18 protein-coding genes are annotated in these 18,123 nt (G+C 71.4%); 9 read left to right on the plus strand and 9 right to left on the minus strand.

What is annotated here, in order from left to right:
• Nucleotides 1–26 precede the first annotated feature (26 nt).
• The 3 genes from GSE44_RS08175 to GSE44_RS08185 form a co-directional block, all read right to left on the minus strand.
• A complete protein-coding gene (locus GSE44_RS08175; RefSeq protein ID WP_159348299.1) occupies nucleotides 27–341 on the minus strand; it encodes a hypothetical protein in 315 nt (104 codons plus the stop codon).
• A gap of 63 nt (nucleotides 342–404) precedes the next feature.
• Nucleotides 405–773 (minus strand): hypothetical protein, encoded by a 369-nt coding sequence (locus GSE44_RS08180; protein ID WP_159348300.1) that lies wholly within the window; start codon nucleotides 771–773, stop codon nucleotides 405–407.
• Nucleotides 774–992: 219 nt separating this feature from the next.
• Nucleotides 993–1,595 carry a nucleotidyltransferase family protein gene (locus tag GSE44_RS08185; protein WP_235924629.1) on the minus strand — a complete coding sequence of 201 codons (603 nt, stop codon included), beginning with the start codon at nucleotides 1,593–1,595 and terminating at the stop codon, nucleotides 993–995.
• A gap of 114 nt (nucleotides 1,596–1,709) precedes the next feature.
• Between GSE44_RS08185 and GSE44_RS08190 the strand changes: the two genes are divergently transcribed.
• On the plus strand, nucleotides 1,710–2,288 hold the full coding sequence (locus GSE44_RS08190) for a chalcone isomerase family protein (RefSeq protein ID WP_159348301.1): 579 nt from the start codon (nucleotides 1,710–1,712) through the stop codon (nucleotides 2,286–2,288).
• Nucleotides 2,289–2,331: 43 nt separating this feature from the next.
• On the opposite strand, the gene GSE44_RS08195 is transcribed toward GSE44_RS08190, so the two are convergent.
• A complete protein-coding gene (locus GSE44_RS08195; protein WP_159348302.1) occupies nucleotides 2,332–3,354 on the minus strand; it encodes an enoyl-CoA hydratase/isomerase family protein in 1,023 nt (340 codons plus the stop codon).
• A gap of 124 nt (nucleotides 3,355–3,478) precedes the next feature.
• On the opposite strand from GSE44_RS08195, the gene GSE44_RS08200 reads away from it, so the two are divergent.
• From GSE44_RS08200 to GSE44_RS08235, 8 genes are all read left to right on the plus strand, one after another.
• Nucleotides 3,479–4,678 (plus strand): ABC transporter ATP-binding protein, encoded by a 1,200-nt coding sequence (locus GSE44_RS08200; RefSeq protein WP_235924630.1) that lies wholly within the window; start codon nucleotides 3,479–3,481, stop codon nucleotides 4,676–4,678.
• Nucleotides 4,679–4,748: 70 nt separating this feature from the next.
• Nucleotides 4,749–5,792: an ABC transporter substrate-binding protein gene (locus GSE44_RS08205; RefSeq protein WP_159348303.1), complete on the plus strand. Its 1,044-nt coding sequence runs from the start codon at nucleotides 4,749–4,751 to the stop codon at nucleotides 5,790–5,792.
• Nucleotides 5,789–6,910, plus strand: a complete 1,122-nt coding sequence (locus tag GSE44_RS08210) for an ABC transporter permease subunit (protein ID WP_159348304.1) — start codon at nucleotides 5,789–5,791, stop codon at nucleotides 6,908–6,910. The genes GSE44_RS08205 and GSE44_RS08210 overlap by 4 nt, the downstream gene beginning before the upstream one ends.
• Nucleotides 6,907–7,581, plus strand: a complete 675-nt coding sequence (locus GSE44_RS08215) for an ABC transporter permease subunit (RefSeq protein WP_159348305.1) — start codon at nucleotides 6,907–6,909, stop codon at nucleotides 7,579–7,581. The genes GSE44_RS08210 and GSE44_RS08215 overlap by 4 nt, the downstream gene beginning before the upstream one ends.
• Before the next feature lie 135 nt (nucleotides 7,582–7,716).
• Nucleotides 7,717–8,448 (plus strand): superoxide dismutase, encoded by a 732-nt coding sequence (locus GSE44_RS08220; protein WP_159348306.1) that lies wholly within the window; start codon nucleotides 7,717–7,719, stop codon nucleotides 8,446–8,448.
• Between the two features lie 157 nt (nucleotides 8,449–8,605).
• Nucleotides 8,606–9,364, plus strand: coding sequence for an enoyl-CoA hydratase/isomerase family protein (locus GSE44_RS08225; protein ID WP_159348307.1), 759 nt, complete (start codon nucleotides 8,606–8,608; stop codon nucleotides 9,362–9,364).
• Nucleotides 9,365–9,429: 65 nt separating this feature from the next.
• Entirely contained in the window at nucleotides 9,430–10,395 is a 966-nt protein-coding gene (locus tag GSE44_RS08230) for a Bug family tripartite tricarboxylate transporter substrate binding protein (RefSeq protein WP_159348308.1), read from the plus strand.
• Between the two features lie 120 nt (nucleotides 10,396–10,515).
• On the plus strand, nucleotides 10,516–11,247 hold the full coding sequence (locus tag GSE44_RS08235) for a transporter substrate-binding domain-containing protein (RefSeq protein ID WP_159348309.1): 732 nt from the start codon (nucleotides 10,516–10,518) through the stop codon (nucleotides 11,245–11,247).
• 12 nt (nucleotides 11,248–11,259) lie between these two features.
• Here GSE44_RS08235 and GSE44_RS08240 read toward each other — a convergent pair whose 3' ends face one another.
• The 5 genes from GSE44_RS08240 to ileS all read right to left on the minus strand — a co-directional run bounded on the left by GSE44_RS08240 (nucleotide 11,260) and on the right by ileS (nucleotide 18,005).
• Nucleotides 11,260–12,522, minus strand: a complete 1,263-nt coding sequence (locus GSE44_RS08240) for a M16 family metallopeptidase (RefSeq protein WP_159348310.1) — start codon at nucleotides 12,520–12,522, stop codon at nucleotides 11,260–11,262.
• Entirely contained in the window at nucleotides 12,519–13,937 is a 1,419-nt protein-coding gene (locus GSE44_RS08245; protein ID WP_159348311.1) for a M16 family metallopeptidase, read from the minus strand. The genes GSE44_RS08240 and GSE44_RS08245 overlap by 4 nt, the downstream gene beginning before the upstream one ends.
• A gap of 81 nt (nucleotides 13,938–14,018) precedes the next feature.
• A complete protein-coding gene (locus GSE44_RS08250) occupies nucleotides 14,019–14,591 on the minus strand; it encodes a DUF3035 domain-containing protein (protein WP_159348312.1) in 573 nt (190 codons plus the stop codon).
• A 64-nt stretch (nucleotides 14,592–14,655) separates the two neighbouring features.
• Nucleotides 14,656–15,159 carry a signal peptidase II gene (lspA, locus tag GSE44_RS08255; RefSeq protein WP_159348313.1) on the minus strand — a complete coding sequence of 168 codons (504 nt, stop codon included), beginning with the start codon at nucleotides 15,157–15,159 and terminating at the stop codon, nucleotides 14,656–14,658.
• The gene (ileS, locus tag GSE44_RS08260; protein WP_159348314.1) at nucleotides 15,159–18,005 is read right to left on the minus strand and encodes an isoleucine--tRNA ligase; all 2,847 of its coding nucleotides are present in this window, start codon (nucleotides 18,003–18,005) and stop codon (nucleotides 15,159–15,161) included. Before ileS ends, lspA begins: the two co-directional genes overlap by 1 nt.
• Nucleotides 18,006–18,123 lie beyond the last annotated feature (118 nt).

The raw sequence follows: 18,123 nt of genomic DNA on the forward strand, positions 1-18,123 counted from the left end.
ACCGACCGCAGTGCGTCTGCCTCGCCTCAGCGACCCGCGCGGGCCCGGGCGATCAGGCGGTCGTAAGTCGCGCAGGTCGCATCGGATGTGGGCTGGAGCAGGAGCGCCTGCATCTCGCCAGCGATGGTTTCCGTGAGCGCAGGATTGCGCGACATGAGCGGCCCCATGAGGTTTGAGAGTTCCGTCATCTTGGCCATCGCCTGCTCGTCCGTGCAGGCGGCCATGGCTGCGCCGCTGAGGCCGACGCCCAGGGCGAGCGTAGCCATCCGAAGAATATGAAGCATGGTCATCATGGCGCTTTCATTGGACGTGAGGGTGCGAGGACTGCCGTGCAGCCGCACGAGCCGCTCCGCCGTTTGGTTTGACTCGGAGAGTGAAGTTGAGGTCTGCGGTGTTGCCGGAAACTACTCGGTCACAGCGCGGGTCGTTCCCGCTCTCCGGTCCCAGTGAAGGGTGACGCGGGATATGCTGCAGAGGTTAACGTTTCGCCATTCAGTCTCGTCGCCATCGTCGTAGACGACCTTCAGGTCCCAGTTGCAGGTCGAGGCGCTCCGGTTGAACCGGATATTCAGCGACCTGCCGTGGGGCAGCACTTCCTCACCCATGATGTCGCGGCCCCAGGATGAGGAACTCACCGGACCGGCATAGACTTCGTTGATCTGGTAGCCGGTCCTGTTCACCAGAGTGAAGTCAAGGCGGCTCTGAGCTTGAGCCGAGCCAGCGGTACCCAGCGCCGCGAGGGCGCCAAGCACAGGGAGTGACAGGCGATGCATGGAGAACTCCGGAGGGGCCATCGGATGGTCCGGGGGCTCCTCACGGTAGCGTGACTATGTTGTTCATGGAATGGCGCGGCCATTGGCGTGCACCGGACGGCCAGCCAATTCGTTCTATTCTGGAGTTACCACTCCTGCCGACGCTCCGCGGCATCCTTGGCCGGTCCCTGGCCGCCGGCCGGAGTGGACGCTCAGGCGGGTTATGCCGTTTGCGGACAACTAGGACAGAGTGCCGGGAGTAAGCCGAAGCGGCCGCAAATCTGTTGGGGCCGGATCGGCGAGGGGCCTGGCCCGGCGCAGGAGCGGCCATCGCGCGAGCCATCCCTTCGTGGCGATCCGGCTCTCCACGATGCCGAGCTTCTCCCCGGTGAAGCGCGGACCCGGGCGGATCACGCCGCCGAGCAGGTCCTCCAGCCCCAGCGGCGCCAGCACCGCCACCCTCCTCCCGTCCCAGCGTGCCGCCACCGCCGTGGCCGTCTCGGGCCAGTGGCGCATGGCATCGGCGGTGTCGCGATAGGGCGGGTCCCCGTTGCGCCCATGCATGCGGGCCTGGTTCGTGACGGACCAGTCCACTCCGGACAGGGCCTCCCGCAGCCGCGCCTCGATGGCACGGTCCTCCCCGGCCAAGGGCGCCCTGGCGCCGAACCACACGACATCGACGTCGCCGGCGCAGGGCGCGGGCGGGCGGCCATGCATCCGGTCCCAGGCAGCGTCCCGGACGAAGCCGGCGCCGATCCAGGCATCGGGCAGGCCCAGCGCCCCGACGGTGCGCAGCAGCCGCATCCGCCAGACATCCGCCTCGATGATCGCGCGCAGCGGCAAGGGCCCATCCGCCTCCAAAAGCAATCCAGCTACCCGTCCCGCACATATTCAACGGAGGCACGAACCCCTGGGCATAGGCGGGGACAGCGCCATCATAATGCAGGAAGCCAGAGCATGGAGGAGGATCGCATGGAGGACGGACACGGGCATGCCGGCGCGACGAAAGGGACCGCCACCCGCCGCGCCCTGGTCGCGCTCGCCCTGGCCGTCCCCGCCCTGCGGGCCGCCGATGCGCAGGAGGCGCCCGCCGCGCTCACCATCGCCGGCCGCCGCCTTGTGCTGAACGGCACCGGCCGCCGTCGTTTCCTTGGTTTTGAGGTGCTCCGCGGCTGGCTCTACCTGGAGCAGCGCAGCAACGATGCCGCGGCCATCCTGGCCTCGCCCGGGGTGAAGCTGCTGCGGCTACGCTATGCGGTCAGCGTCTCGAAAAGCCGGATGGTGAGCAGCTGGGAGGACGGCTTCCGCGATGGCTGCGGCTGCGAGATGCCGCCCGCCTTCCGCGCGCGGCTGCGCGACCTGCCGGCCGGTCAGGTCGAGGATTGGCTCTTCCTGCCCGACCGCACGGAGATCGCCTATGCCGGGGAGCCGCCGGCACGCGTTGGCGCCCGGCAGGGCACCTCGATGCTCGCGAGCTTCATCGGCCCGGATGCGAGCAGCGAAGGTATGCGCGAGGGGCTGCTGGGCCAGGCCTGAGCAGCCGGGGACCGGCGGCCCCCGGGTATCCCCCAATTATCCGTCACCCCGCGAACATCGCCTTCACCGCCGCCGGGTCCACGGCGCCCACGGCCGCGGGCTTCCATTGCGGCGCGTTGTCCTTGTCCACCAGCACCGCGCGCACGCCCTCCGCGAAATCGGGGTGATGCGTCACGGCCCGGGTGAGGGCCAGCTCCATCTCCAGGCAGGCGGGCAGGTCCATGGTGGCGCCGCGCCGCAGCAGCTCCAGCGTCACGACCATGGAGGTGGGGGACATGCGGTGCAGCACCGCCAGCTGGGCGCGGGCCCAGTCGCTGTCCTCGGCCGTCAGCAGGGCGGTGATGGAGGCAATGTCGTCCGGGGCGAAGCAGCGCTCCACCGCCGCGCGCTCCGCCTCGATCCTGCCTGGCGGCACCGCGGCGGCGAAGCGCTCCACCACGGTGGCATCGCCCGCCAGCAGCGCATCGCGCAACGCGGCCAGCATCTCGCGCGGGACATGATGCGTGGCCAGCCCGGCCTCCACCGCCTCGGCCCCGTGCAGCCGCGCGCCGGTCAGGGCCAGCCACTTGCCCATCGCGCCATTCGCGCCCGGCAGGCGCGGCAGCACATGGGAGGTGCCGACATCGGGGAAGAGGGCGATGGCCGTCTCCGGCATGGCCAGCATCGCATGCTCCGTCACCACCAGGTGGCTGCCATGGACGGAGACGCCGATCCCGCCTCCCATGCACACCCCGTCGATCAGGCTGATCCAGGGCTTGGGAAAAGCGGCGATCATCCCGTTCAACGCGTATTCGCTGCTGAAGAAGCGCTCGATCGTCGCGCTGTCCCGCGCCAGGGCGGCGGTGCGGATGGCGCGCACATCGCCGCCGGCGCAGAAGGCGCGGCCGCCGGCCCCTTCCAGCACCACGAGGTCGATGGCGGGATCGTCGCGGAAGCGCGCGGCAGCCTCGGCCAACGCGTCGATCATGCCCTGGTCCAGTGCGTTCAGCGCGCGTGGACGGTTCATCAGGATCAGCCCCGCGCGCCCCTCGATCCTTGCCACGACGCTCGGTTCCATCTGATCCATGCCCGCTTCGCTCCTCTGTCTTCGCCTCCCGGGCTAGCCTCCCGCCCAGGCCGCGGCAAGCGGGGGCCGTGCGGCGGTTGACTCCGGGCGCCCGCACCGCGATGCCTCCGCGGCGGAGGACCCCATGGTGCGGCAACTGGTGAGTTTTGGAACCGAGGGAACCGTCTTCGCTGGCACCGCCACGCCGCGCCCGACCCCGGCCGCCATGCCCACTCGCCCTGCCGGAGCGCCACCGCTGCTGGTGATGGAGGGGGTGCGCAAATCCGGGCACGGGGATGGCCCGCAGGCCCTCGCCTGGATGGAGCTGGAGGTGGCGCGGGGGGAGTTCCTCTCCCTCCTCGGCCCGGCCGGGGCGGGCAAGAGCGTCGCGATCGATCTGGTTGCGGGCTTCCTGCAGCCCGATGCCGGCCGGCTGCTGCTGTCCGGCGAGAAGCTGGAGCGCCTGCCGCCCCACCGGCGCGACATCGGGCTGGTTTCCTCCGCCCCGGACCTCTTTCCCGATCTGACGGTGCTGGGCAACGTCACCCTTCCGCTGGAGGCTCGGGGCGTGGCGCGCCCGGAGCGCGAGGATCGCGCCAGCGCGATGCTGGACCGCTGGGGCGTCCCGCCCTCCCTCGGTGGCAGCCGGCCGTCGGCGCTGCCCCTCGCGCGGCAGATGCGCGTCGCCTTCGCCCGTGCGCTGGTCCATGCCCCGGCCCTGGTGCTGCTGGACGACCCGCTGCGTGCCCTGGACGGGGAGGACCGCACCGCCCTGGCCGCCGATCTCCATCGCCTCCACGGGGAACTGGCCCTCACCGTCCTGCATGCCACGCGGGACCCGGCTCTCGCTCTTACCCTGTCGGACCGGGTGGCAGTGCTGGAAGGGGGGCGGCTGCGGCAGACCGGAGCGCCGCGCGACCTGTACGAGGCACCCGCCGATCCGCTGGTGGCTGCCCTGACGGGCCCCTGCAACCGCTTGACGGGCACGGTGGTCTCCATCGAGGAGGATACCTGCCATGTCCGCCTGGATTGCGGACTCGAGGCGCTGGGCATGCCGGTCACCGGACCCGAGGGATCACCGTTGCCGGGCCGGCGCTGCACCCTGGTGATCCGGCCCGAGCAGGTGGCCGTGGCGCCGCTTTCGGCCACGGAGATGGGAGAGGATGCGGTGCCGGCCCGGCTGCTGGAGGCGGCCTTCGCGGGCGACCATGTCCGCCTGCGCCTCTCGATCGGACAGGGGGGGGAGCTGGTGGCCCATCGCCTCCCCGGCCTGCCCATGCCGGCGATCGGCGGAGAAGCATCGGTCGCGTGGAATCTGTCGGCCGCGCGCATCCATTCCGCTTGACCCGGGTGCCCGTTCACCCCGTTCTGTCCTAGGCTGGGCCGCATAACGGAACGGGACGGGCGAGACTCCCATGCCCCCGACGCACCGGATCACGCGCAGGCTTCTGGCCGCTGTTCCCCTCGCCCTTGCGGGGTTGCGCGCCCATGCCCAGGCAAGGGACCTCACCGTCGTCTCCTGGGGCGGCTCCTACCAGGACGCGCAGCGGGAGGTGCTGTTCCGCCCCTGGCAGCGCGCCACCGGCCAGCGCCTGCTGGAGGAGACCTGGGACGGCGGCATCGACATCCTGCGCGACCGCGAACGCACCGCCCGCTGGGACCTCGTGCAGGTGGAGGGTGACGAGCTGCTGCTCGGCTGCGACGAAGGGCTGTTCGAGCGGATCAACCCGGAGATGGTGGGCGGCACGGAGCGCTACCTTCCCGGCACGCTGAGCACCTGCGGCATCGGCAACATCCTCTATGGCTTCGTGCTGGCCTACCGGCGCGGCGGGGTGGCACCGGAGGGCTGGCCCGATTTCTTCGATACCGGGCGCTTCCCCGGCCGCCGCGCCATGCGGCGGGGCGCGAAGACGACGCTGGAGATCGCGCTGCTCGCCGATGGGGTGCCACCGGAGAAGGTCTATTCCACCCTCGGCACAAGACAGGGGGTGAACCGCGCCTTCCGTCGGCTGGAGGCGATCCGCCCCTCCCTGGTCTGGTGGACCCAGGGCAGCGAGCCGCCGCGCATGCTCTCGGCCGGTGAGGTCACGATGGCGGTCGCCTATAACGGCCGCATCGACGCCGCGAACCGCGAGGATTCCGCCGATCTCGGCATCGTCTGGTCGGGCCAGCTCCTGGCGCAGGACAGCTGGGCCATCCTGCGCGGCAGCCCGAACCGCGAGCGGGCGCTGGCCTTCCTGCGCTTCGTGGGCACGGCACCCATCCAGGCGGGGTTGCCACCGCGCATCCCCTATGGCGTGACCGTGGAGGGCGCCGAGGCCGGGCTGCCGGATGAGGTGCTGGCGAACCTGCCTACTTCTCCGGACAATGCCCGCGGTGCGCTGCGCATCAACGACGCATTCTGGCACGACAACCTGGACCGGCTGGAGCAACGTTTCCTGGAATGGGCGAAGCCTTGAGGTCCAACCCGCTGCGGCTGGGCGCGGTGACGGCCGCCCTGCTGGCCACGCCCCTGATGTTGCTGGTGCTGGCCGGCGCGGTGGCGCCGGTCGGGCAGCTGCTCTGGCGGTCCGTGGCGGAGACGGAGGTGGCCCCGGCCCTGCCGCGCACCCTGCGCGTGCTGCGCCAATGGGACGGGCAGGGCCTGCCGGACGACATGGCCTTCGAAACCCTGGCCGCCGATCTCGCCGCCCTGCGCGCGGCGGGGCCGGCCGGGGCCGATGCGATGGACCGCGCCGCCCGACGCCTGGCCGCCGACCGGCCGGCGCTGGGGGAGGCACTGCCCGCCACCGCGGAAGGCGCCGCCGGGACGCGGACCACTCGCGCCACCGCCGTCCTCGTCGCCGACCCTGCCTGGGGCGAGGCCGAGAACTGGGCCGCGCTGCGCCGGGCCGCCGGCTCCGCCTCGAGCTTCCATCTGCTGGCCGCGATCGGGCTGCGCCAGACGGCGAAGGGCGGCTTCGAGGATTCCACCCAAGGCCCGCATGCCCGCGCGGCGCTCTCCCGCGGTCTGGGAATGGCCGTGCTGGCCACGTTCGCCTGCCTCATCCTCGCCTGGCCGCTGGCGCGGTGGATCGCGGAGGCTTCGCCGCGCCGCGCCACCCTGCTATCCGCCATGGCCCTGCTGCCCCTGCTGGCAGGGGAAGCGGCACGGGCGGTGGGCTGGTCTCCACTGCTGGAGGTGGGACCGCTGGCGGCCTTCCTGGCCGCGGCGCTCGGCCTGCTGCCGCTGATGGCGCTGCCGGTGGCGCTTTCCCTTCGGCATGCCGGGCCGCGCCTGCCACGTGCCGCCGCGGCGCTCGGCCTGCCGCCCTGGCAGGTGTTCCGGCGCATCCGCCTGCCTCTGGCGCGGCGGGGTTTGGCGGCGGGCTGCATCCTCGTCTTCACCCAGGCGCTCGGGACCTTCGTTGCGGCGGAACTGCTGGCGCCGGGCTCGCCGCTCGCCGCCGGCATCCTGGCGGCGGCGGCACGGGCCGGGGAGTGGGGTGCGGCCGGCGCCCTGGCCGTCTGCCTCCTGCTGCCTGCCCTTGTGGCGGCCGCCCTGCTGCTCCCGCTCGCCCGGCAGAGGACGGCATGAGCCGCCTCGCCGCACTGCTCCTGCTGCTGTTGCTCCTCCTGCCGCTCCTCGTCCTGGCCGCGATGGGTGGGACGGGGAGCGGGGCGGAGGCCTTGCGGGACAGCCTGCTCACCGCCCTGCCGGCGGCTCTGGCTGCGACGCTTTTCGGCACCGCCGCGGGGATCGGCCTGCAGGTCCGCTTTCCCGGCCGCTCCCTGGCAGTGGCGCTGATCGCGCTGCCCCTGCTGCTGCCGCCGGCCATTCCCGGCGCCGCGCTGCTCCTCCTGGCCGAGGGCACGGGCTTCGGGGCCGGGCGCCCCGGCACTGTTTTGTGGCACGCGTTGCTGGGGGCGCCGCTGGTGGCGGCCATCACCTGGGCAGCGCTCCGCCGGATCGACTCCGCCCTGTTCCGCGCCGCCGCCGCCTGCGGGGTGCCGCCGAAGCTCGCCATCCGGCGCATCCTCCGGCCGCGCCTCGCACCCGCCATGCTGCTGGGCGCGGCGCTCACCTTCGCCCTCTCCATGGGGGAGAGCACCTTGGCGGTGATGCTCGGGGCCGGCACGCTGCCATCATCGGTGCTTTCGGGCGCCGCGCGTATGGCGGCGTGGCTCTGGCCGCTTCTCATCATGGCGGCGGTCTCGCTGGCGGTCCTTTTCCGTTCGCGCGAGCCTGTGGTGGTCGCCGGGGGCTGAGGCGCGTGGCCGATCGGCCTGAGAAGCGGCGACCACGTTCCGTCAGGCAATCCACCGGGCATTTGGGCAACCGTCGCCTTCGTGCATGCTTACCCCGGCTGGGCACATCGCCCACCTCCCTGGGAGAACAACGCCGTGATCCTCGCTCCCCGCCGCGCCGTGCTGGCCGGCCTGCCGGCCCTTGCCGCCCTCGCCACCCTTCGCCCGGCCCAGGTCCGGGCCCAGGCGGCGGCACCCACCGGGCCTTTCAGCCTGCCGCCGCTGCCTTACGCCGCCTCGGCCAATGAGCCGCATATCGACGCCCAGACCATGGAGATCCACCATGGCCGCCACCACCAAGCCTATGTCACCGCGCTGAACAATGCGGTGAAGGACCATGGCCAGCTTGCCGCCATGTCCCTGCAGGATCTGCTGGCGAAGCTGGACCAGGTGCCTGAGGCCATCCGCACCACCATCCGCAACAATGGCGGCGGCCATGCCAATCACAGCATGTTCTGGCAGGTGATGGGTGGGCGCGGCGGCGCGCCCACGGGAGAGCTGGCCGAGGCGATCACCCGCGACCTGGGCGGCTTCGACAAGCTGAAAACCGATTTCAACGCCGCCGGAACTGGGCGCTTCGGCAGCGGCTGGGTCTTCGTGACCGTGGCGCGAGACGGCAAGCTCGCCCTCACCACCCGGCCGAACCAGGACACGCCACTCTTTGAGGGACAGCGCGTGCTGTTCGGCAACGACGTGTGGGAGCACGCCTACTACCTCAAGTACCAGAACCGGCGGGCGGACTACCTGACTGCGTGGTGGAACGTGCTGAACTGGGAGAAGGTCTCGGAGCGCTACGCAGCGGCTAAGGCGGGAACGCTGACGGTCTGAGGAAAGCCGGAGGCGCTCCCTCCGGGCCTCCGCGGGGGCTGGCGCGCCTCCCGGACCCCGCGGGGGCTTTCTGACTGCTGATTCGCAAGCCTATGGTTTCGGCTAATGGACCGCGCGGGGCGGGACGATGAGGAGACGCGAATTGGATCACGGCGCCATGGCCGGACAGCCGACGCTTGCCCTGGCGGATGGCATCGCCACGATCCGGTTGAACCGGCCGGAGGTGCACAACCGCATCGAGCCCGACGACCTTCTGGCGCTGCAGGACATCTTCGAGCGGATCGCGGCCGAACCGTCGGTTCGCGTCGCGGTGATCGCGGCCAGCGGGCGCTCATTCAGCTCGGGCTTCCATATCGGGAAGATCGGCACTTCCGGCCCGCAGGATGATTCCGCCTTTGGCCGCGTGGCCGACCTGCTGGAAGCCCTGCGCGTGCCGACCATCTGCGCAATCAATGGCGGCATCTATGGCGGTTCCACCGACCTGGCGCTGGCCTGCGACTTCCGCATCGGCGTGACCGGCATGGCCATGTTCATGCCTGCGGCGCGGCTGGGGCTGCACTACTATCCCAGCGGGCTGCAGCGTTATGTCAGCCGGCTGGGGCTGAACACGGCGAAGCGCCTGTTCCTGACCGCGGAGAAGCTGCAGGCGGAGGAGTTGCTCCGCATTGGCTTCCTGACTGAGCTGGTCCCGCCCGAGGAGTTGGACGCGCGTGTCGCCGCCCTGGCCGCCACCCTGTCGGCCAATGCCCCGTTGGCGGTGCAGGGCATGAAGCTTGCCCTGAACGCCATCGCGCGGGGCGATGCAGATCTCACGGCCATCGCGGAGACGGCGACGCAGGTGCGCCGCTCGGAGGATCTCCGGGAAGGCCGGGCCGCATGGATCGAGAAGCGGACGCCGCGATTCCTGGGCCGCTGAATAAAGTCACGCAGAACGCCCACGCCGCCCCCCCAGGGCGGCGGAAGGGAACACCGGAGGAACTCATGATCGCACGCCGCCTTCTGCTGGCCGCGCCCGCCTTGCTGGCTGGCCGCGCCGCGCTGGCCCAGGCCTATCCCAACCGCCCGCTGCGCATCGTCGTCGGCTTCACCGCCGCCGGCGCAACGGATCTGGCGATCCGCGCCATCGCGCCCCGCATGTCCGAGGTGCTGGGCCAGCCGGTGGTAATCGACAACCGGCCCGGCGCGGGCGGCAACATCGCGACTGAACTGGTCGTCCGCTCTCCGCCCGATGGCTATACGCTGCTGCTCGGCACAATTGGGCCGATGGTGATCAACCCGCTCATCTACCCGAGCATGCCCTTCGACCCGATGGCCGATCTCGTGCCCGTCTCCACGCTGGTGGAGGCCTCCACCATCCTGGTGGTGCCGGCGCAGCGGCCCTGGCGCAGCGTGGCGGATCTGCTGGCAGCGGCGCGCGCGGCGCCGGGCACGCTGAACTGGGGGTATAGCGGCGTCGGCACCACGGGACAGCTCGCGGCTTCGATGCTGAACCAGATGGCGGGCATCCAGACCGTGGGCGTGCCCTATCGCGGCGGCGGGCCGCTGATGGCGGACCTGCTGGCGGGGCGGCTGGACTTCACCTTCTCCACCACCCCGCCGGCCATGCCGCATGTGGAATCGGGCAAGATCCGCGTGCTGGCGGTGACCACGGCAAAGCGCTCGCGGCTTATGCCGGATTTTCCGACCGTCAGCGAAGGCGGCCTGCCCGGCTTCAGCGCCGAAAGCAACTACATGCTGCTGGCGCCGCGCGGGACGCCGCAGGAATCCATCGAGGTGGTGAGCGCGGCGGTGGGGAAGGCCCTCGCCGACCCGAATGTGGTGGTGCAACTCAACAAGCAGGGGCTGGAAGCGCGGCCGGGCTCGCCTGCCGAGACGGCGGCCTATCTGCAGGCGGAGTTGAAGCGTTGGCCGCCGGTTGTCGCCGCGAGCGGGTTGCGGGCGGACTGAGGGCGGTCCGCCCCGGATGGCGTGCTTCGCGCCGGGGCAGCCACCTCCCTTTCCGGAACGCGGCCCGCATGGGCAATCTTGCAGGCCAGGGCCCTCCAGCAGGCCCGATAGGAGCGCCCGATGAGCCAAGCCCGCAACGCCCTTCACGATCTGGCCCCGACCGGCCGGCTGCGGGCCACGATCAATCTCGGCAACCCCGTGCTCGCCCAGAGGAATGCGGCGACAGGGGAGCTGGGTGGCGTCTCCGCGGATCTGGCACGCGCCCTGGCACGGCAGATCGGGGTCGAGGCGGAGCTGCATCCCTTCGACAGGGCCGGTGCGGCTTTCGCGGCCCTGCGGGACGGGGTCTGCGATGTCGGCTTCCTGGCGATCGACCCCGAGCGGGCGACGAAGCTGGATTTCACCGCGGCCTATGTGGTGATCGAGGGGACCTATCTCGTGCCGGCGGATAGTGCCTTTGACACGGTGGAGGCGGTGGACAGCCCGGGCGTGCGGATCGCCGCGGGCAAGAACAGTGCCTATGATCTGCATCTCAGCCGCAGCCTGCGCCACGCCAAGCTGGTTCATGCGCCCGGCTTGAAGGACGCGATCTCGCTCCTGACCGATGGCAGGGTGGACGTGGTGGCCGGCGTACGGCAGCCCCTGGTGGCAACCGCGGCCGGTCAGCCGGGCTTTCGGGTGCTGGAGGGGCGGTTCATGGAAATCCGGCAGGCCATGACCCTGCCGAAGGGTCGCCCCGTCGGCGCCGCCCTCCTGCACGGCTTCGTGGAAGCCATGAAGGAGTCGGGATTCGTGGCCGATGCGCTGGCCCGCAGCGGCCAGGGCGAGGCGACCGTCGCCCCGCCCGGCTGACGAAGCTGGGATTCAGACGCCTTCCGGCTTTCCCGCCACCGTCACCGCCAACTCATCCGGCCGCAGCACCCGCGCGGCCACCTCCGCCAGCTTCTCGCGCGAAAGCGCGGCGAGGCGAGCGGGGCGGTTGGCGAGCCAGTCCAGCGGGCGCTTGTTCCGCCGCAGGGCCAGCAGAATGCCGGCCACCTGGCGGGTGGAGGTGAAGGACAGGGGCTGGCTACCGGTGAGATAGGCGATCGCCTCCTCCCGCTCGGCATCCGTGGGTCCGGAGGCAGCCATGCGCGCCCATTCGGCGCGCAGCACCGACAGGGTCTCGCCCATCCGTGCGTTCTCGGTGGCGACCGAGCCGATGATCACGCTGCGGCCGGCGACGGGTTCCGCCCCGGCGCCGATGCCATAGGCGAGGCCGCGCTCCACACGCACCGCATTCATCAGCCGCGAGGAGAAGCCGCCCCCCGCGAGTACGCGCATGACCACGCCGGCGGCTTCCCAATCGGGATCGTCCACCGCCAGGCCGGGCTGGCCGAAGACGGCGCTGGATTGCGGGCTCTCCATCCTCACCACCTGCACGCCGCGGGCAGCGAAGGCGGGCGGAACCGGCACGGCGGCGGGATCGCCCGCGGGCCAGTCACCGAAGAGCGTCGCCAGGGTCTCCCGCAGCTGCTCGGCGGTGATGGCGCCGGAGGCGGCGACCAGGAGGCCTGCGCGATGGAACTGCCGCCCAGGCACACCCTTGAGCAATTCACCGGGAAGGCTGGCGAGGCTTTCCGCCGTGCCGCCGGGCGGGCGGCCGAAGGGGCCGGGCAGGGCGGTGGCCCAGAAGGCGCGGCCGGCCTGTCCGCGCGGGTTCTCCAGCGCCTGGCGGGCGCCGGCAATGGCGCGGGCCCGGACCCGTTCCATGTCGGTCGGGTCCATGCGGGGGGCGGAGAGGGCGAGGCGGGCGAGGCGGACGGCCTCGGGCAGCGCCTCGGTCAGGCAGCGGAAGCCACCGGAGAACTCGTCCCGGTCGGACGAGAAGGAGAAGGAAATCGCGGCGTCCCGCACGGCCTCCTGGAAAGCGTTGGCCGTCAGGTCGCCGGCGCCCTCGGTCAGCAGCGCGGCGGCGAGTGCCGCGGCGCCTTCCCGGCCCTCCGGATCGAGCGAGGCACCGCCGGGAACGGAGAAGGAGAGCGAAACGACCGGAACGGCATGGTCCTCGGCCAGCCAGGCGGTCACGCCGCCCGCCTCCACCACCTGCACGGGCAGGGTGAAGCCGCTGGGGATGGTGTCGCTCATGGTGCGCGCACGCCCTCGGGCAGCAGCCAGCCGGTCATGGAAGGATGGGTGAAGACGGAGCGAGCCGCGGCCATGACGGCCTCTGGCGTCACGGCACGGATACGGGCGGGCCATTGCTCCACCGCATCCGCGGGCAGGCCGATGGCCAGGGCGCCCCCGAGCAGGCGCGGCGCGGCGCCCAGCCCGTCGAGCGACATCAGGGCGCCGGCGGTCAGCTGGCGCTTGCTGCGCGCAACCTCCTCCTCGGTCACCCCCTGGTCCAGCAGGCGGCAGATCTGGTCCTCGACCTCGGCCTCCAGCTTGGCCGGGGCCGTGTCGCCACGCGGGGTGACGTAGAGGCCGAAGGAGCTGGCCCCAAGATCATCGCTGTCGTAGCCGGCGCCCGCGCCGACCGCCAAGCCAGACTGCACCAGCGCCTTGTGCAGGCGCGAGCCCGGCCCGCCGCCGAGCAGATGGGCCAGCACCTCCAGCGGGATGGCATGCTCGCGGTCCGCGTCGTTGCGGCCCCAGGTTAGCGAGGGGGCGATCCAGGAGCGCAGCATCTGCGCCTCCCGCACCCCCGCATCGTTCCGCACCAGCCGCGATTGCAGCGGGGCGTCGGAAGGCGCGGCGCGGCGGCGGGGCGTCACCTCGCGGCCTTCGATACCACCATACTCGTCCTCCACCACGCGCCGGAGCGCGTCCTCCTCCACGGCGCCGTTCACCACCAGAACGGCATTGCCGGGGGTGTACCAGCGCTGGTGGAAGTCCAGCATGTCCTGGCGGGTGATGGCGCGGATCTCGTCGGCCCAGCCGATGATCGGGCGGCCGCGCCAGTGCTGGGCCCCCCACATGGCGGCCTCATAGGCCTCGCGGAAGCGGGCGCGGGGATTGCTGTCGGTGCGCTGGCGGCGCTCCTCCAGGATCACGGCGCGCTCGGGTTCCACGCCATCCGCGGGGAACAGCGGCGCGCGGAGGCGGTCGGCCTCCATCATCGCCACCAGCTTCAGGCGGGTCGCCTCCACCGTCTGGTGGTAGGCGGTCACGTCGCGGGAGGTGAAGGCGTTGTCTTGCCCACCCTCCCGCGCCACGCGGCGGGAGAACTCGCCATCCGCCACATGGGCACTGCCCTTGAACATCAGGTGCTCGAGAAAATGGGCAAGGCCGGACCGACCGGCCGGGTCATCCCCGGAGCCGACGCCGTAGAACAGGTAATGCGCCACCACGGGCGCGCCGCGCGTGCCGACATAGGCGACGCGAAGCCCGTTGGGCATGCGCCAGAGCGTGGCGCCAAAGAGCGGGCGGCCGGGCGGGATCGGCGGCGGGGCGGCGATGGCGGGGGCGGAAGGCGGCGGCGCGGCTGGCGCACGCGTGGCCAGGACGGCTGGCACGGCGGCGGCGGTCGCCAGCGCGGCGCGGCGGGTCAGGGAAGGCATTCCCGATATGTGGGATGAAAATCGACCGGCGGGAATGGCCGGACGGGATCCTGACGATGAAATCCCATCCGGGCGACCTTTCTAGAACAGTCCTTCGAGCAGCCCGCGCTGGCGCCGCTGGATGATCGGGGTCTCGCCCTCCTCGGGCGAGCGGCCAAGGGCCGAATTCTCGCGCAGGCGCTGCGATTCCTTCGTCGGGTCGATCACCGTGCCGGGGCGGGGCGGTTCCTGCCAGAACATCATCCGCTCCACCAGGTTTCGCTGCGGGCGGTCGAGTCGCAGGCTCTCCTCATCCACCTGGCGGCGAATGTTGCCCGAGCCAGTGGCCCCGGAAGCCTGGCTCGCCTGGGCGAGCAGCGCGGATTCGGCGCTCGACGGGCGGTCCTGCCGGCCTTCGCCGAGCAGCGTGGTGGGGGCGAGGGTGCTCTCTCCGCGCTCGCGCGCCGTCAGCTCCTGCGGGCGCTGAGCGCCGGGGCGGGGCGGGGGCAGGTTGCCGATAGTCGGCGGCAGGGCCAGGGGGGCGCGGGTGACCACCTGGAACTCGTCCGGGGCGTCGCGCGTCAGGCCGAGGGTCTTCGCCGTGTCGCCGCCACAGGCGCTCAGCACCGGTGCGGCCAGCAGCAGGGAAGCCAGGAGGTATGGGCGGGCGGTCATGGCAGGCGCTTCTAGCAGGGCTGGGCGGGAAGCGGAAACAGCGGCTTTGCCGGGAGACGTTTCGTCATAAGGCCTCCTGCGGCGCTTCCCGCGCCGTCACAGCCTCGAACAGCAGCACGACCACCCCGAGGACGATCGCGGCATCGGCCACGTTGAAGACGTACCAGTGCCAGCCCCAGGCATAGGCATCGACGAAATCGACCACCGCGCCGAAACGGGCCCGGTCGATCACATTGCCCACCGCGCCGCCGACGATGGCGCCCAGGGCCAGGGCGGTGCGGCGATTCTCGGCCTTGGCCATCCAGCGCACGAGGAAGGCCGCGATCGCCGCCGCCATCGCCGCCAGCGCCCAGGCGTGCCAGGGCTCGCTGCCCGAGAGCAGGCCGAAGGTGACGCCGCGGTTCCAGACCATGGTCAGGTCCAGGCCGAAATCGCCGCCGCCTAGCAGCGGAACGTTGCGGCGGGTCGGCAGATCCAGGACCTGCAGGATCCACCACTTGCTGGCCTGGTCGGCGACCAGGACCAGGAAGGCGAGGACCAGCCCGCGCCGCAGGTTGAGGGCGACCATCAGGCGACGGCCGCTTCGCAGCGCAGGCAGAGGGTGGGATGGGCGGCGCTGCGCCCGACCTCGGGCAGGACCCGCCAGCAGCGGTCGCATTTCTGGCCAGGGGCGGGGGCGAAGCGCACGGCGGTCTCTCCCTCGGCCTCCACGCCCTCGCCCTCGGGCCGGCTGCCGAGGAGCGTCAGGTCGGAGGTGATGCAGAGCTCGGCCCAGGGGAGGTCGGACAGGTCGGCCTGCGCCGCGCCCAGATGAAGTTCCGGCGCCGCCTGGAGGGAACTGCCGATGGTGCCGGCCGCCCGCGCCTTTTCCAGCGCGCCGGTGACGAGGCCGCGCACGGTCCGCACGCGGCTCCAGCGCTCGGCGAGCGCCTCGTCCCGCCATTCCGCCGGAACCTCGACGAAGGTCTGGAGGTGGACGCTGTCCGCCGCCTCGCCGAAGCGGGCGAGCCAGGCTTCCTCGGCGGTGAAGACCAGCACGGGGGCGAGCCAGGTGCAGAGGCAGCGGTGCAGCACATCCAGCACCGTGCGCGCGGCACGGCGGCGCGGGTCGTCCGCACGGTCGCAGTAGAGGCTGTCCTTGCGGATGTCGAAGAGGAAGGCGGAGAGGTCGGAGGCACAGAAATTGTGGATCTCCGGCATCACGCCGGACCAGTCGTAATCCGTCGCGGCCTGCCGGATGCGGGCGTCGATCTGCGACACGCGGTGCAGGACCCAGCGCTCCAGCTCCGGCAGTTCGCCGTAAGGGACCTTCTCCTCATCGGTGAAGCCATCAAGGCTGCCGAGCAGCCAGCGCAGCGTGTTGCGGATGCGGCGATACAGTTCCGCCTGCTGCGCCAGGATGGTCTTGCCGATGCGCAGGTCGTCCGCGAAGTCCGAGTTCATCACCCAGAGCCGCAGGATGTCGGCGCCATAGTCCTTCATCACCGTCTGCGGGGCGGTGACGTTGCCGAGCGACTTCGACATCTTCCGCCCGGTCTCATCCAGCACGAAGCCATGCGTCAGGATCGCCTTGAAGGGCGCGACGCCGCGCGTGCCGACGGATTCGAGCAGCGAGGAATGGAACCAGCCGCGATGCTGGTCCGAGCCTTCGAGATAGAGATCGGCCGGGAAGGGCAGGTTGTGGTCGGGCAGGCAGAAGGCGTGGGTCGAGCCGGACTCGAACCACACGTCCACGATGTCCATCACCTGCTCGTAGTCATCCGGGTTCCGGTCGTTGCCGAGGAAGCGGGCGGCGGCGCCGGGCTGGTACCAGGCATCCGCACCCTCCTCGCGGAAGGCGCCGATGATGCGGGCCATCACCATCGGATCGCGCAGGACCTCGCCCGTGCGCTTGTCCACGAAGACGGCGATGGGCACGCCCCAGGCGCGCTGGCGGGAGATGCACCAGTCCGGCCGCGCGGCAACCATGGAGCCGATGCGGTTGCGGCCCTGATCCGGCACGAAATGCGTGTTGGCGATGGCCTCCAGCGCCTTGGCGCGGATCTGGTTCTCATCGTCCATCGCAATGAACCACTGCGGCGTCGCGCGGAAGATCACCGGCTTCTTGCTGCGCCAGCTATGCGGGTAGCTGTGCTTGAGGCTGCCCTTGGCGGCCAGCGTGCCCATGCTTTCCAGCGCGGCCCAGACGGGTTCCTGCGCCTTGAAGACATGGATGCCGGTGAAGCCCGCGGCCTGGATGGTGTAGGTGCCGTCATCGGCCACCATCTCCGGGACCGGCAGGCCATGGGCGCGGCCGAGGGCGAAGTCGTCCTCGCCATGGCTGGGTGCGATATGGACGAAGCCCGTGCCCGCCTCGGCCGTGACGAAGTCACCGGGCAGCATCGGCACGTCGTGGTCATAGGCGCCCTCGCCCGCGGGCCAGCCGCGCAGGGGATGGGCCAGGATCGTGCCGGCGAACTCGCTGCCCTTGAACACGCGGCGGATGGAGTGGGCGGCGAGGCCCGCCTCCTTCTCGAAGTTGGGAAGGAGGGAGAGGGCGACGATCAGCCGATCGCCGGTGGCGAGCAGCGAGCCTTCCGCGATGCCGTCCACATGCACCAGCGCGTAGTCGATCTCCTCGCCATAGGCCACAGCGCGGTTTGCGGGGATGGTCCAGGGCGTGGTGGTCCAGGCCAGCACGCGGGCGCCTTCCAGGTCCGGCGCATTCGTCTTCACCACCGGGAAGGCGGCATGCAGGGTCGGGCTGGTGACGTCGTGGTACTCGATCTCGGCATCCGCCAGCGCGGTCTTCTCGACCGGGCTCCACATCACCGGGCGCAGGCCGCGATAGAGGGAGCCGTTCATCAGGAAGCGGCCGATCTCCTCGACGATCACCGCCTCGGAGGTGAAGTCCATCGTGGCATAGCGGTTCTCCCAGTCGCCGAGCACGCCCAGGCGCTGGAACTCCTCGGACTGCACGCCAAGCCAGTGGCGCGCGTATTCGCGGCATTCGGCGCGGAATTCGAGGACGGGAACGGAATCCTTGTCGCGCTTCTTGGCGCGGTACTCCTCCTCGACCTTCCACTCGATCGGCAGGCCGTGGCAGTCCCAGCCCGGCACGTAATCGGCATCGCGCCCCGACATCTGGGCGGCGCGGTTGATCACGTCCTTCAGGATCTTGTTCAGCGCGTGGCCGATATGCAGCGGGCCGTTCGCATAGGGCGGGCCGTCATGCAGCACGAAATGCGGCAGGCCACGCGAACGCTCGCGCAGCTGCCCGCGCAGGTCCTGCGCCGCCCAGCGGGCGAGGGTGGCGGGCTCGCGCTTCGGCAGGTCGCCGCGCATGGGGAAGGGGGTCTTCGGCAGGAAGACGGTGCTGCGGTAGTCGCGGGCCTCCTGCACGGGCGGGGCATCGGAGGCGGGGGCGTCGGTCATGATCGGTCCGGGGTCTCGGGCCGCGCGGCCCATGGCGGCGCGGCGAAGGGGGCAGGCGCGGCGGTGTCTCCCGGCCCTCAGAAGAGGACCGGGCCGGGAATTCGCGCACCGGGCAGCC

Source organism: Muricoccus harenae (genome assembly GCF_009848505.1).
GTDB classification, from domain to species: domain Bacteria; phylum Pseudomonadota; class Alphaproteobacteria; order Acetobacterales; family Acetobacteraceae; genus Roseomonas; species Roseomonas harenae.

Excerpts from the sequence above, each read along its gene's own strand:
- GSE44_RS08180 (WP_159348300.1), bottom strand. The coding sequence starts at position 773 with ATGCATCGCCTGTCACTCCCTGTGCTTGGCGCCCTCGCGGCGCTGGGT.
- GSE44_RS08190 (WP_159348301.1), top strand. The coding sequence starts at position 1,710 with ATGGAGGAGGATCGCATGGAGGACGGACACGGGCATGCCGGCGCGACG.
- GSE44_RS08195 (WP_159348302.1), bottom strand. The coding sequence starts at position 3,354 with ATGGATCAGATGGAACCGAGCGTCGTGGCAAGGATCGAGGGGCGCGCG.
- GSE44_RS08200 (WP_235924630.1), top strand. The coding sequence starts at position 3,479 with ATGGTGCGGCAACTGGTGAGTTTTGGAACCGAGGGAACCGTCTTCGCT.
- GSE44_RS08205 (WP_159348303.1), top strand. The coding sequence starts at position 4,749 with ATGCCCCCGACGCACCGGATCACGCGCAGGCTTCTGGCCGCTGTTCCC.
- GSE44_RS08215 (WP_159348305.1), top strand. The coding sequence starts at position 6,907 with ATGAGCCGCCTCGCCGCACTGCTCCTGCTGCTGTTGCTCCTCCTGCCG.
- GSE44_RS08225 (WP_159348307.1), top strand. The coding sequence starts at position 8,606 with ATGGCCGGACAGCCGACGCTTGCCCTGGCGGATGGCATCGCCACGATC.
- GSE44_RS08230 (WP_159348308.1), top strand. The coding sequence starts at position 9,430 with ATGATCGCACGCCGCCTTCTGCTGGCCGCGCCCGCCTTGCTGGCTGGC.
- GSE44_RS08235 (WP_159348309.1), top strand. The coding sequence starts at position 10,516 with ATGAGCCAAGCCCGCAACGCCCTTCACGATCTGGCCCCGACCGGCCGG.
- GSE44_RS08240 (WP_159348310.1), bottom strand. The coding sequence starts at position 12,522 with ATGAGCGACACCATCCCCAGCGGCTTCACCCTGCCCGTGCAGGTGGTG.
- GSE44_RS08245 (WP_159348311.1), bottom strand. The coding sequence starts at position 13,937 with ATGCCTTCCCTGACCCGCCGCGCCGCGCTGGCGACCGCCGCCGCCGTG.
- GSE44_RS08250 (WP_159348312.1), bottom strand. The coding sequence starts at position 14,591 with ATGACCGCCCGCCCATACCTCCTGGCTTCCCTGCTGCTGGCCGCACCG.
- lspA (WP_159348313.1), bottom strand. The coding sequence starts at position 15,159 with ATGGTCGCCCTCAACCTGCGGCGCGGGCTGGTCCTCGCCTTCCTGGTC.
- ileS (WP_159348314.1), bottom strand. The coding sequence starts at position 18,005 with ATGACCGACGCCCCCGCCTCCGATGCCCCGCCCGTGCAGGAGGCCCGC.